This is a genomic window from Burkholderia plantarii (genome assembly GCF_001411805.1).
Classification (GTDB): Bacteria; Pseudomonadota; Gammaproteobacteria; order Burkholderiales; family Burkholderiaceae; genus Burkholderia; species Burkholderia plantarii.
This window is the reverse complement of sequence record NZ_CP007213.1, coordinates 1,277,835-1,290,957: the sequence shown is the minus strand read 5'-3', so window position 1 is coordinate 1,290,957 and position 13,123 is coordinate 1,277,835. Positions and strand designations below refer to the sequence as shown.

Here is a 13,123-nt window from a genome sequence, read left to right as displayed (position 1 = left end):
CGTGACGGGCTCAGTGTAAAAATGAGGCCTGGATTTAATCAAACGATTGATAAAAATGACCATCATCAATGTGGCTAATATCAGCCGGATGGACCTGAACCTGCTCGTCGTGTTCCAGTGCGTGATGGGCGAGCGCAGCGTGACGCGCACCGCCGAGATCCTGAACCTCACGCAGGGGGCCGTCAGCTCGTCGCTGAAGCGCCTGCGCGAGCACTTCGACGACGCGCTGTTCGTGCGCGGCGCGGGCGGCATGGTGCCGACGCGGCGCGCGCTCGAACTCGCGCCGAAGGTCACCGAGGCGCTGGCCGCGATCGCGACCATGCTCGACGGCAACACGCAGTTCGCCGCCGAGACCTCGGGGCGCGTGTTCAACATCGCGCTGTCCGACGACATCGAGAGCTGCGTGTCGCCGCTGCTCGTCAACGAGGCGCGGGCACGCGGGCTGTCGGTGGGCTTCGCGTTCCATCAATCGAACAGCTCGCTCTGGAAGACGGCGCTGGCCGATCCGGAGATGGACCTCGCGCTCTGCTCCGAGCCGAAGGCGTTCAGCTCGCATTACTCGTCGCAGATCCTGTTCTCGTCGTCGTACTCGTGCCTCTACGACGGCGCGCGGCTCAACCTCAAGAGCCCGATCACGCGCGACGAGTACCTCTCGCATCCGCACGTGCGCGTGTCGTATGACGGGCGGCGCGGCTTCGTGGACGACCTGCTCGACAACGAGGGGATTCCGCGCAAGGTGTCGGCCTCGTTCACGCATTTCTCGGGCGCGCTCGCGGCGCTCGTCTACAGCGACGCGATCGCGACGCTGCCGAGCTTCGCGGCGCATGCCTACGCGCGCATCGCGCGGCTCACCGTGAGCCCGGTGCCGATCAGCGTGCCGGCGTTTCGCGTGTTCATGATCTGGAAGGCCGCGCGCAACGAGGACGCGCAGAACGCGTGGCTGCGCAACTTCATCGTCGGCACCACGCGCGAGCTGCAATACGAAGGCGCGCGCGTGGTGGCGGCGCCGGGCCCGCGCGGCGCCACGCGCGCGCGCGGCCGCGTCGGCGGACAGGTCAAGGCGCGGCGCCGGTGACGGCGCCTCCCGACCTCATCATCGACGCACCAGACGCCGTTCGGGAGAACGCGGAGCATCAGGCGCTGTCGATCCAGCGCGCCGGCATGACGGCGCTCCGTAGCGGACCGTCCGGGCTGCCGCGGGAAGCGGGCACGCCCGATGTGGCGCCCGGGCCAGTCCGAGCCGCATCGGGCGGCGGGCGCATCCGGCGATGCGGGCGCGCCGGCATGACGGCCGGCGGACGCACCGCAACGCCGACGGCCATCGGTTCAGGCTCACGACGCGGCCGGGCCGCCGCGCGCGAGACGCGCGCCTCGACGGCGGCGCAGCACGATCCTTCCGATCACGAGCGCGAGGCCCACGGCGGCGATCGACGCGCCGGCGCGCGGCACGGCCGCGTAGCCGAAGCCGCCCGAGATCACCGCGCCGCCGGCCACGGCGCCGAGCGCGTTGCCGACGTTGAACGCGCCGATGTTCATCGACGAGGCGAGCCCCGGCGCATCGGCGGCCGCCTGCATCACGCGCATCTGCAGCGGCGAGACCATCGCGAACACCGCGATGCCCCACATGAACACGGCCAGCGCCGCGCCGCCGTGGGTGGCGGCGAGCCACGGAAACACCAGCATCATCGCGACCAGCAGGCCGAGCGCGGCGGCCAGGCAGCCGTCGGGCGAGCGGTCGGCGAGCCGGCCGCCCGCCGCGTTGCCGATGCAGAAGCCCGCGCCGATCAGCACCAGCATCGCCGTCACGTAGGCGGGCGAGGCGCCCGTCAGCGTCTGAAGCGCGGGCGCGACGTAGGTGTAGAGCGTGAAGGCGGCGGCCGCGCCGAGCACGGTGGTGGCGAGCGCGACCAGCACGCCCGGGCGCACCAGCACCACCAGTTCGCGGCGCAGGTCGGGCCGCGCCTGCGCGCCGCCGGCCGGCAGCGCGGCGCGCAGCGCCAGCATCGCGATCAGGCCCAGCACGGCGGTGGCGGCGAACGGCGGCCGCCAGCCGAACAGCGTGCCGAGCCAGGCCGCGGCCGGCACGCCGAACAGGTTCGCCACCGTCAGCCCCGCGAACACCGTGGCCACGGCGCTCGCGCCGCGCTGCGGCGGAGCCAGGCTCGCGGCCACCACCGCGCCGAGGCCGAAGAACGCGCCGTGGGCGAGGCTCGTGACCACCCGTGCGACGAGCAGCACCTCATAGCCGGGCGCCAGCGCCGACATCAGGTTGCCGAGCGTGAAGAGCCCCATCAGCACGATCAGCGCGAGGCGGCGCGGCCAGGACGAGAGCGCGAGCGTGACCAGCGGCGCGCCGGCCATCACGCCGATCGCATAGGCACTCACCAGCAAGCCGGCGGCCGGGATCGTCACGTGCAGACCACTCGCGATCACGGGCAGCAGCCCCATCGGGGCGAACTCGGTCGTGCCGATGCCGAACGCGCCGATCGCGAGCGCGAACAGCGCGAGACCGGCGCGCGACGGCACGCCGGAAGCGTTGGATGAGGTCAAGTTCACTCCGGAAGGAAAACGCCAGATTGCCGGGACGGCGCGCGAGTGCTCACGATCGCGCGCCACTCATGCGTGCTCGCGACGTTTTAGCATGAACCCGCGCAGCGCGTGTCGGCGCATCGATATCCGGCCTGCCGCGCGAGTGGGTGCCGCGCTCGGCGTTCCCGGCGAACCGGCGCATGGGTTCAATGATCAGCGGGCCGAAGCATCCGGTCGCGCCGAGGGTCGGCAGCAGCAGCACCAGTTCCCGTTCGACGCGCGCATTCTTCAGTCCCGCCCGCCAGCTTTCAAGGCAGCCGCTCGCCCCGGCATCGGCTTCACGCCCGTCGGCGTGCGCCCTTCGCGCTCGAACGCGCGCCGAGCCGCAACGCGTGGCGCATGCGAAGCCGGATAGCGCCCGGCCATGTCGATGCCGATCCGCACGCCTCAACGATGAATCGCGAGCAGATACGGATCGGCGACGCTGAAGCGATCGCCCACCGAATAGCCGCTGCCGGCGCCAGCTTCGTGTCGATCGCGCGCGCCGGTTCGCCGATGATGCGCCGGCCGTCGCGCATGATCGCGTCGTGCCGATCCGGCTCACCGATGAAGCGATGCGGGCGCCAGCGTCCGGCCCCGGCCCGCGAGCCACGACCGCCATTCGCGGCAGCGCGCCTCGCCGAGCGGACCGGCCGGCGCGAGGCCGGCCTCGGGGTGACGCCGCACCAGACAGGCCGTGATCGCGGGCAGTTCGGTCAGCACGCTCGCCCCGCCCTCGACGTGCGGCGCGGGCAGCCGGCCTGCGGATTCACGGCGAGCAACGCCGCCACCATCCTGGCGAACGAAAAGCGTTCGGCCGGCGTGGTGCCGTGTGGCGATGTCTTGCGGGAGTTCGCGGCGTTACGGTGCGCCGCGGTTCGAGGGCGGGATCGCCGGACTCGGGATCCGGGGACAGCCTGAGCGGGGATCGGCGGGAGGAATCGACGGGAGGCGGCAGCGCTCAGAGCGCTTCCTGACACAGCGCCATCATCCGCTGCACCATCGTGGACGCCTCGTTCAGTTCCATCTCGCTCGTAAACAGCGCGGCCACGCTCGACAGGCGCACGGCGATGCCGGCGCCCAGCAGGTCGCGCCGCGCGATCTTCAGCGCGAGCTGGCCGATTCGCACGCGGTCGAGCCACTCCATCGTCACGCGCTGCTTGTCGAGCCAGCGGCGGCAGCATTCGACCACGTGGTCGACGCGCCACTCCTCCGTCAGCGCATACGAGGCGGCGGCAATCGCAACCAGGTAGCACAGCAGGTCCGGCCGTGCGCTGGCGGTGTCGCTGAATTCAGGTTTCGTCATGGCGGATCGCCTTCGGTGTGATGCGTAACATCGGCGTCAAGTATGAACGAATGCCGAAAAAACAACCCGGAAATCGTCGGCGGCACGCCACGTTCAGTGGCCCGACTTCTTCACCGGCTGCTCCTCGCCGCGCAGCAGCGTGAAGCGGTGCTGGTCGAACAGATAATAGTAGATGCCGTTGCCGGTTTCGTCGCGGCTGCCGCGCACGATCACGAGCTTGCTGTCTTGCCGGTACGCCACCGGCTCGCGCACGCCAGCGTCCCAGCAGCAGACCGTGAACGGCAGCCAGACGGTGTCGCCCGTCGTCACGTCGACGGCCACCGCCATCACGCAGGCGGCCCCGCAGCCCCACGAACTGAGCGCGTAGTGCCCGGCGAAGTTCGGCTTCTTGCCGCTCAGCTCGCGCAGGCGCGCCGCGAACCGGTGATCCTGCTCCGATTGCAGCACGGTGGGCGCCACGTTGCCGTGCCAGGCCTGCGCCACCGGAAAGTTGTCGAATTCAGGCACCGGCCTCGCGGCCCGCGCCGGCTCCGCCGCGCCAGCGAATCCGGCCGCCAGCACGATCCACACCACGCCCGACGCGATCGTGAAGCGAAAGGAAATCATCGCGTTCAATACCAGCGGTTTCTTTCCCAGAACTTCCTGGCCTGGTACGCCGAATGGTAGCGGCCATAAATGTAGCGCAAGCCGCCCTGCGCTTCCTCCACCGCAATGCCGAATGATTTCTCGCCGTTCGGATTCAATCCGTATTGCGCGCGCAGCAGTTGAAACAGGCCGCGCGCGGTCGAGTCCGGACGATGCGCGTTGACCACCCCGCTCGATTGCTGGGCCATGATCCACAACAGGTCGCTGTAATCGGTGGCCGGCTGCTTCTCGAGTGCGATCGCATCGCGCAGCGCCTTCTGCGACGCGGGCGGCACCACCGATGGGTCGATTGCCACCCAGCCCTGCATGGGTGCCGGGCGCGGATAATGTTGTGCTGAACGGGTATTTCTGGATTCGGTCATCGTGATTTTCCTTTATCGATGATGGCCGGCCGGCATTGCCTTGCCATTGCCGCCGAGTCAGCCGACGGCGACTATAAACGCTGCGCCCACGCGCGTAAACGCAAGGCGCGCAATCGATTTCCGCTTCAGATTAATTCGGTAATATATCGGGAAAAAATTTCCACCGAATTAATTACGATATCGACGATCGGTAATTTTCACCGCGACGACCGAAAGCGCGGTGTGATGCGCTGCCGGATTCACGATCGGGTTTGTCGTCATCGAGTCACCGCGTTCGAAACCGCCACGACGCCCGGTCGGCGACGTCGGACCTGCGCGATCGCCGGGCCGCCGGTATCATGGCCTGACGCCGGCGGGGGCCACGCCCGCCCCGCCCCACGAAACCTGCCGGGGAGACACCATGCAAGCGTTTTCGTTTCAGACCGTCCCGCACGTCGTACTCGAAGCGGGCGTCGCCAAACGTCTCGGCCAGGCGCTGCGCGAGCGCCATGCGGGCCGCCGCGCCTGCGTCGTCACCGACGCGTTCCTTCATCGCGGCGGCACGCTGGCCCCGGCGCTCGCGAGCCTCGACGCGGCGGGCTGGGAAGTGCTGGTGATCGACGACGTGGTGGCCGATCCGCCCGACGACGTGGTGCGCGACACCGCGCGCCGCGCGCGCGAGTTCGGCGCCGACCTCGTGATCGGGCTCGGCGGCGGTTCGTCGATGGACGTCGCGAAGCTGGTGGCCGCGCTCTGCGCGAGCGAGCAGCCGCTCGAACAGATGTACGGTGTGAACCGCGTGCAGGGTACGCGCCTGCCGCTGGTACAGATTCCCACCACGGCCGGCACCGGCTCCGAGGTCACGCCGATCGCGATCGTGACCACCGGCAAGACCACCAAGAGCGGCGTGGTCGCGCCGCAGCTCTATGCCGACGCCGCCTACCTCGATCCCGAGCTGACCGTCGGGCTGCCACCCGCCGCGACGGCCGCCACCGGTGTCGACGCGATGGTCCACGCGATCGAGGCCTACACCAGCAAGCGGCTGAAGAATCCGCTGTCCGACCACCTCGCCTGCAAGGCGCTGCAGCTGCTGAGCGCGAACCTGCTGCCGGCTTGCCGCGACGGCGGCGATCTCGCGGCGCGCTCGGCCATGCTGCTCGGCGCGATGCTGGCCGGGCAGGCGTTCGCGAACGCGCCGGTGGCCGGCGTCCACGCGCTCGCCTATCCGATCGGCGGCGTGTTCCATGTGCCGCACGGGCTGTCGAACGCGCTGGTGCTGCCGCACGTGCTGCGCTTCAACGCGCGCGTGCCCGCCGCCGAGCAGGCCTATGCCGAGCTGGGCCAGATCATCGGGCTCGAGCCGGTGGGCTCGTTCGACGAGCAGGCCGAGGCGTTCATCGCGCATCTGGTGCGGCTCGCGCGCGACGCGGGCCTGCCGTCGAACCTGCAGGCCGTGGGGATCGGCGTGGCCGATCTGGGCGGCCTCGCGGCCGACGCGATGAAGCAGGAGCGGCTGCTGATCAACAACCCCTGCGAGATCGACGAGCCGGCCGCGCTCGAGATCTACCGGCAGGCGTTCGAGCATACCTACGACGAAGTGGCTTGAGGCCGGCACGACACGGCGCCGCCGGCGCGCGCCCGACCGCTCCATGACGACGAAGCCGCGTGGCCATCACGGCTCACGCGGCTTCGTCCCACGACACGACGCGTGCCGCCCGGGCGGCGGCCCTCAGCGAGCCGCCGGCCTCGCGTAGTTCGCGCCCGGCGGTGCGTCGGGCCGCGTGCCGGGGTAAGCGCGGCGCAGCTTCGCGACCTGCGCGGCCGTCACCGGCGAGCCCGTGTTGCCCCAGCTCGTGCGCACGAAGCTGGCCACGTCGGCGATCTCCTGATCCGACAGCCGCCAGCCGAACGGCGGCATCGTGAACGTGGACGGCGCCGCCTGCGTGCCGTGCAGCGCCGCGCCTTCCAGCACCACGTGGATCAGCGAGCCCGGATCGGCGCCCTGCACCACCGGGTTGCCGCCCAGCGCCGGAAACACGCGCGTGTAGCCGCGCCCGTCGCTGCGATGGCAGGCCATGCAGTTGTCGACGTAGACGGCCGCGCCGGGCCGCCGCGTATCCCCATCACGCAGGGCATGCGCCGCCGCGTCGTCGTAGGCATGGAGCGTCTCGCCGGTCACGCGCGGCGGCAGCGCCTTCAGGTAGCGCGCGATCGCGGCGAGATCGGCGTCGTCGAGGTACTGCATGCTGTGATCGACCACGTCGGTCATCCCGCCGAACGCGGCCGTGCGTGCGTTGCGGCCCGTCTTCAGGAACTGCACGAGTTGCGCCTCGGACCATGTGCCGAGCCCCGTGCGCGGCTCGCCGCGCAGGCTGGCGGGCACCCAGCCGTCGATCGCCGCGCCGCCGGCGAGGAACGCGGGGCCGTCCGCGTCGGTCAGCGCGCGCTCCTGCATGGTCGGCGCGCGCGGCGTATGGCAGGCGCCGCAGTGGCCGAGCCCCTGCACCAGGTACGCGCCGCGCGCGAGTACCGGATCGGCGTAATGGCCGGGGTCGAACGGCGCGGGCGCCGGCGCGAACAGCCTGCGCCAGAGCCCGAGCGGCCAGCGCATCGACAGCGGCCAGACGATGTCCACCGGCCGGTTGGCCTGCTCGACGGGCGCCACGCCGCGCGTGAAATACGCGTACATGGCCCGCACGTCGTCGTCGGTCAGGCGCGCGTAGGACGGATACGGCATCGCCGGATAGAGCGTGTCGCCGTTCCTGCGCACGCCGCCGCGCAGCGCACGATCGAAGTCGGCCAGCGTCCAGCCGCCGATGCCGGTCTTCGCGTCCGGCGTGATGTTGGTCGAATAGATCGCGCCGATCGGCGTGTCGAACTTCAGGCCGCCCGCGAACGGCTTGCCGCCCGGCGCCGTGTGGCAGGCGATGCAGTCGCCGGCGCGCGCCAGATATGCGCCGCGCGCGAGCCGGTCGGCCGCCGTGCCGTCGTGGCCCGGCAGGCTGGTCACGGCCGCGGCGGCCGCGAGCGCGGCCGCATGCGTGCGGGTGACGGCAGTGGCCGACGCCGCCGCCATCGCGTCGAGCGACGGGAGCGCAGCCGAAGCCGGGGCAGAGGCCGGGACGGCCGGGCCCGAAGCCGCGCCGCCGCCCGCCGCTCGCGCCATCGCCGGCACGCCGGCCATCGCGCCCACCAGCACGGCCGCGGCCATCCAGGCGGACGCACCGCGCGCCGCCGTCGAGATCGAAAAGCGACGCGACGTCATACGCTCACCAGCGGGCCGGGGTTCTTCAGATACTGCGTGCGGATCGCCCGCGCGGACCAGTACGCGAGCGCGGCGACGAGCCCGGTCGGGTTGTAGCCGGTGCCCTGCGGGAACGCCGAGGCGCCCATCACGAACACGTTGTGGACGTCCCAGCTCTGCAGGTAGCGGTTCAGCACGCTGGTGCGCGGATCGGTGCCCATCACGGCGCCGCCGGCGAGGTGCGTGGTCTGGTACTGGCGCGCGTCGAAATGCTTGCCGAACTCGCGCGTCGCCACGCTGATCGCCTTCGGCCCCATCGCTTCGGCGATCCTGCGCATCTGCGCCGTCACGTAGCGCGCCATGCGGATGTCGTTGTCCTTCCAGTCGAACGTCATGCGCAGGAGCGGCTGCCCGTAGGCGTCGCGATAGGTCGGATCGAGATCGAGGAACACGTCGCGGTACGACATGTTCGAACCGTGCGCGTCCATCGACACGGTGTGCGCGTAATTCTGCTTCACCGCCTTCTTCCAGGCCGAGCCCCAGGCCGGCGTGCCGGCCGGCGTCGCGATCCCGCTGATCGGCTTCACGCCCGCCTGGTTGACCCACAGCGGCGAGCCGCCGACGAAGCCGAGCGGGCCGTGGTCGAAGTTGTCGGCGTTGAAATCGTCGACGGCCACGCCGTTGCCGCCGGCGCCGATGAACGGGTTGGTCCAGGTGTCCTCGTCGAAGAACGCCTTGATGGTCGAGAGGTTCTGGTAGGCGAAATTGCGGCCCACCACGCCCTCGCCCGACACCGGATCGTAGGGCTTGCCGATGCCCGACAGCAGCAGCAGGTGGACGTTGTGATACTGGAACGCCGAGACGATCACGAGGTCGGCCGGCTGGAACACCTCGCGGCCCGCCGGATCGACGTAGGTCACGCCGGTGGCGCGCTTGCGCTTGTCGTCGAGCTCGACGCGCAGCACGTGGCACTTCGAGCGCAGCTCGAAATGCGGCACCTGCTTCAGCGCGGGCAGGATGTTCAGGTTCGGCGAGGCTTTCGAATACATGTAGCAGGCATAGCCGCTGCAGTAGCCGCAGAAGTTGCACGGCCCCATCTGCACGCCATACGGGTTCGTGTACGGCCCCGAGGTGTTGGCCGACGGCATCCGGTACGGATGCAGGCCGAGCGATTTCGCGGCGTCGTGGAAGCGTTGCGACGAATAGGGATTCAGTTGCGCGGGCAACGGGAAATGATCGCTGCGGTTGGCCTCGAACACGTTGCCGTCGCCCACCACCCTGCCGCCCACGCGATAGGCCTGCCCCGAGGTGCCGAACACCTTCTCGGCGAAGTCGAAGTGCGGTTCGAGCTCGTCGTAGCTGACGCCGTAGTCCTGGATCGTCATGCCCTCGGGAATGAACTTCCTGCCGTAGCGCTCCTCGTAGTGGCTGCGCAGCCGCAGCTCCTCCGGCATGATCCGGAAATGCACGCCGGACCAGTGCAGCCCCGCGCCGCCCACGCCCTCGCCGGGCAGGAACGCCGCCAGCTGGCGGTACGGCAGTGCCGTGTCGCCGGGCGCATGGCGGATCGACACCGTGGTCTTCGAGAGATCGAGGAACAGCTTCTTGCGGATGTTGTAGGTCAGCTCGTCGAGCGTGTTCGGATAGGCGCCGTCGGGATAGGTGTCGCGGTACTCGCCGCGTTCGAGCGCGACCACCGAGAGCCCCGCCTCGGTCAGTTCCTTCGCGAGGATCGCGCCGGTCCAGCCGAAGCCCACCACCACGGCGTCGACATGCGGTTTCTTGCCGGCCATCAACTGCGCTCCCCGTTGATCGACACCGGCCCGTAGGGATAGGGCTTGCCGTCCTGATTGACGAAATCCATGAAGTCGGCCCGCGCGCCCGGGAACCCGATCATCTTCCAGGCGGCCATGCCGCGATTGCCGCCGTGCACGGGATCGCAGAAGTAGCCCTCGCGCGTGTTCTGCAGCAGTTGCCCGAAGAACGTCTGGGCCGGCACCTCGCCGAGTTCGACGCGGCCGTCCTCCAGCGCGCCGAGCACGGCGTCGCGCGTGGCCGCGTCGAGTTCGGCGAACGGCTTGCCGTGCGCGGTCGCGCTGTAGCGGTTCACGGCCGCGATGCCGAGCCGGTAGAGATCGCGCGGCACCAGCTTCAGCTGGTAGCCGAGTTCGGGTGGTCCGCTCTGGAACGGCCCCTGCAGGTACCAGTGCGCGCCGTGCGCATAGGGCGTGTCCATCTGGCGGTCGATGAATTCGGGCACGCCCGCCTCCAGCGCGCCGGGGCCTTCGGCATCGGCCGGAATCAGCCGGTCGCAGGCGGCGTGGAGGAAGGCCCATTCGGTCGTGTCGAAGAAGCGCGGCCGGTAGGCTTCGGCGGACGCCGGGGGCGGGACCGCGGCCTGCGCTGTCGCGGCGGGCTTGCCGAGGTCGCAGCCGGCCAGCGAGGCGGCCGGAACGAGCGCGATCGAGGTCCGCAGGAAACGGCGCCGCGAGCCCGGCGAGTCGGAGGAAGGGGGCATGGTGATCCGTTCGTGGTTGGGACGATGGGCGGAAACGCGGCAGCGACGGCGCCCTGTTCCGCGCCGGCCGTCGGTCGACGAGCGGGGGCAACGGACGGACGGCGCCGGGAGGGCCGCCGGTGCCGCTTATTTCGAGATAGGCGGTCCCGATATCGCCCCGACATCGTTATTTGCGCATGGATTATAAATGGAACCGGTTCCAATATGCGCCATTGTGCCGCAAAGGGTTGTTGCGAAATCGAAAACAAAATCGTGGAGGGGCGGATTCGACCCGGGCGGGAATGAGGCGAAATGCAGGCCCTGCCGGCAAGGCGAATGCGCAGCGGCACGGAGCAGCCGACCTGCGTGCTGTGCAGGAGGAAAGCCCCGGCCGAAACGCCGCGCGCCACGACCGGCAGCGGGATGCGACCGGCGTGGCCGACCGCTTGCGCTGAAAACCGCCCACCGCCGAACGAGGCGCCTACCCGCGCCGCCTATCGCGCATAGAAATCGCCGTCGAGACGCTGCCAGTCCACGCAGCCGGCCGGCGCCCGCGCGATCTCCACGCCCGCGTATCGCGGCCGCGCCGACCCGACGTCGATCGTCAGCGTCACGTCGCGGCCTTCTGCAGCGTCATGGAAGCGCCGCGTGTCCACGCCGGTGCCATCGCGCAGGAACGCGGAATCGTCGCCGGCCGCATCGGCCCGCGCCGTGAAATGCACGACGCCGGCCAGGCTCGCGTGGCACGCGCCGCGCGCGACGCGCAGTTCGTAGGCGAAGCGCCGCTTGCCGCCCGGGTCGAGCCCCGCGTCGCGCAGCGTGAGGGTGGTGGTAACCGAGGTGCCGTCCGCGCGCAGCGTGACAGCGCCGGCGCCCGCCGCCGCATGGACGGCCGGAACGGCGGCGAGCGCCGCGCCGGCCGCCAGGGCGAGACCGGCGAGCCGCCGCGCCGTCCGGCTTCGTGCTTCGAATGCCCGCATCGTGTCGATCCCTGTCGAGGCCGGCGCGGAGACGGGCCGGCGTGGCGCCGTGAGCGGTGCCGCCCCCGCCATGCGCGTCGAATCGCGGCACGCGTGGTCATGTCGAGCAGCCCCGGGGTCGATCTTCGCATGGGCGGCGGCCTCGCGCGCAATCGCGGCTGCCCCGGCTGCCCGTCCTTGCCACTGATCCCCGCCCATGCCCCTTGCGACACACCGAACCCCGCCTCGCCAACCGGCCGCGCCGTGATCGGGCCGCGGGCGCGCGCGCAACGCACCCCGGTCACCATGCAACGGCTCGCGAGTGCGGCCAACCCGCCCCGGCCGCAGCGCACGCCGCCATGCAAGCGGCGTTCTTCATGCCACTGGTCTTACCAGTATGAACAAAGCCACCGTGCGCGCCGACGAAGCCACCCGCCGCCTGACGATCCCTTTCCGTTCCGCCCAAACACCGGCGTCACGCCCACGCCGGGCGCATTCCCGTGCCAATGCACCCGAACGACGCAGCGCCCACGCGCGAAAACGGTGCATCGCGGTGCATCACGCCGCCGTACCCAAGGCCGACACGCGCCACGGTGGCCAGACCAGCCAGTCGGCACATGGCCCGGCTCTTGCTTCAAAGATTCGGGGCGCGCCACGACGCGCGCCTCCCCGACACCCAGACCGCCACCAGAGAACACCCCGCGATGGATTTCCGACCGAACCGCACTCCCGCCCGCCGCGCCTGGCTCGCCGCGCTGCTCGCCGCCCCGGCCCTGCTGCTGGCCGGCGTCCCCGCCGCGCACGCCGACGCGCTCGACACGATCACGAAGAGCGGCGTGCTGCGCGTCGCGGTGCCGGAGGACTATCCGCCGTTCGGCTCGGTGGGCGCCGACATGCAGCCGCAGGGCTACGACATCGACACGGCCGGCCTGCTTGCCAAGGCACTCGGCGCGAAGCTGCAGCTGGTACCGGTGAACAGCGCGAACCGGATTCCCTACCTGACCACCAACAAGGTCGACCTGGTGATCTCGTCGCTCGGCAAGACGCCCGACCGCGAGAAGGTGATCGATTTCTCGGTCGCCTACGGCCCCTACTTCCAGGGCGTGTTCGGCCCCGCCGACCTCAAGGTGAGCGGCCCCGCCGACCTGACGGGCAAGACCGTGGGCGCCACGCGCGGCGCGCTCGAGGAGATCGCGCTCTCGCAGATGGCACCGAACGCCACCATCAAGCGCTTCGAGGACAACAACGCGACGATCCAGGCGTTCCTGTCCGGCCAGGTGCAACTGATCGCGGCCGGCAACATCGTGGCGGCCGCGATCCTCGCGAAGAACCCGCCGCGCCGCCCGGAGACGAAGTTCGTGATCAAGAACTCGCCCTGCTTCGTGGGACTGAACCGGAACGAGCCGCGCCTGCTCGCGAAGGTCAACGCGGCGATTACGCAGGCGAAGCAGGACGGCGCGCTCGACGCGATCTCGAAGAAGTGGCTCGGCCAGCCGCTGCCGGCCGGCCTGTGACGCCGCGCGCGGTCACGCGCCCGCCGGCGCCCGCGAGGCCGCTCGCGGC

The 13,123-nt window shown here is 70.5% G+C and carries 12 protein-coding genes; 4 read left to right on the top strand and 8 right to left on the bottom strand.

What is annotated here, in order from left to right:
* Window positions 1-55: 55 nt before the first annotated feature.
* Window positions 56-1,075, top strand: coding sequence for a LysR family transcriptional regulator (locus bpln_RS22820; protein WP_244131877.1), 1,020 nt, complete (start codon window positions 56-58; stop codon window positions 1,073-1,075).
* Window positions 1,076-1,332: 257 nt separating this feature from the next.
* On the opposite strand, the gene bpln_RS22815 is transcribed toward bpln_RS22820, so the two are convergent.
* A complete protein-coding gene (locus tag bpln_RS22815; RefSeq protein WP_055140084.1) occupies window positions 1,333-2,556 on the bottom strand; it encodes an MFS transporter in 1,224 nt (407 codons plus the stop codon).
* A 372-nt stretch (window positions 2,557-2,928) separates the two neighbouring features.
* Between bpln_RS22815 and bpln_RS35975 the strand changes: the two genes are divergently transcribed.
* Window positions 2,929-3,489 carry a hypothetical protein gene (locus bpln_RS35975; RefSeq protein WP_148654134.1) on the top strand — a complete coding sequence of 187 codons (561 nt, stop codon included), beginning with the start codon at window positions 2,929-2,931 and terminating at the stop codon, window positions 3,487-3,489.
* Window positions 3,490-3,529: 40 nt separating this feature from the next.
* On the opposite strand, the gene bpln_RS22810 is transcribed toward bpln_RS35975, so the two are convergent.
* The 3 genes from bpln_RS22810 to bpln_RS22800 form a co-directional block, all read right to left on the bottom strand.
* Window positions 3,530-3,874 (bottom strand): hypothetical protein, encoded by a 345-nt coding sequence (locus bpln_RS22810; RefSeq protein WP_055140083.1) that lies wholly within the window; start codon window positions 3,872-3,874, stop codon window positions 3,530-3,532.
* Between the two features lie 93 nt (window positions 3,875-3,967).
* Complete coding sequence (locus tag bpln_RS22805) at window positions 3,968-4,480, bottom strand: hypothetical protein (RefSeq protein WP_042627534.1); 513 nt, start codon at window positions 4,478-4,480, stop codon at window positions 3,968-3,970.
* 5 nt (window positions 4,481-4,485) lie between these two features.
* Window positions 4,486-4,881 carry an aggregation-promoting factor C-terminal-like domain-containing protein gene (locus bpln_RS22800; protein ID WP_042627533.1) on the bottom strand — a complete coding sequence of 132 codons (396 nt, stop codon included), beginning with the start codon at window positions 4,879-4,881 and terminating at the stop codon, window positions 4,486-4,488.
* Window positions 4,882-5,281: 400 nt separating this feature from the next.
* On the opposite strand from bpln_RS22800, the gene bpln_RS22795 reads away from it, so the two are divergent.
* Entirely contained in the window at window positions 5,282-6,466 is a 1,185-nt protein-coding gene (locus tag bpln_RS22795; protein WP_042627532.1) for an iron-containing alcohol dehydrogenase, read from the top strand.
* A 123-nt stretch (window positions 6,467-6,589) separates the two neighbouring features.
* On the opposite strand, the gene bpln_RS22790 is transcribed toward bpln_RS22795, so the two are convergent.
* The 4 genes from bpln_RS22790 to bpln_RS22775 all read right to left on the bottom strand — a co-directional run bounded on the left by bpln_RS22790 (window position 6,590) and on the right by bpln_RS22775 (window position 11,581).
* Window positions 6,590-8,026: a c-type cytochrome gene (locus tag bpln_RS22790; RefSeq protein WP_055141182.1), complete on the bottom strand. Its 1,437-nt coding sequence runs from the start codon at window positions 8,024-8,026 to the stop codon at window positions 6,590-6,592.
* Window positions 8,027-8,121: 95 nt separating this feature from the next.
* A complete protein-coding gene (locus tag bpln_RS22785; RefSeq protein ID WP_208459447.1) occupies window positions 8,122-9,900 on the bottom strand; it encodes a GMC family oxidoreductase in 1,779 nt (592 codons plus the stop codon).
* Complete coding sequence (locus bpln_RS22780) at window positions 9,897-10,622, bottom strand: gluconate 2-dehydrogenase subunit 3 family protein (RefSeq protein ID WP_055140081.1); 726 nt, start codon at window positions 10,620-10,622, stop codon at window positions 9,897-9,899. The genes bpln_RS22785 and bpln_RS22780 overlap by 4 nt, the downstream gene beginning before the upstream one ends.
* Before the next feature lie 473 nt (window positions 10,623-11,095).
* Window positions 11,096-11,581: a hypothetical protein gene (locus bpln_RS22775; protein ID WP_055140080.1), complete on the bottom strand. Its 486-nt coding sequence runs from the start codon at window positions 11,579-11,581 to the stop codon at window positions 11,096-11,098.
* Between the two features lie 683 nt (window positions 11,582-12,264).
* Here bpln_RS22775 and bpln_RS22770 point away from each other — a divergent pair.
* A complete protein-coding gene (locus bpln_RS22770; RefSeq protein WP_042627528.1) occupies window positions 12,265-13,074 on the top strand; it encodes a transporter substrate-binding domain-containing protein in 810 nt (269 codons plus the stop codon).
* The last annotated feature ends 49 nt before the right edge of the window (window positions 13,075-13,123 follow it).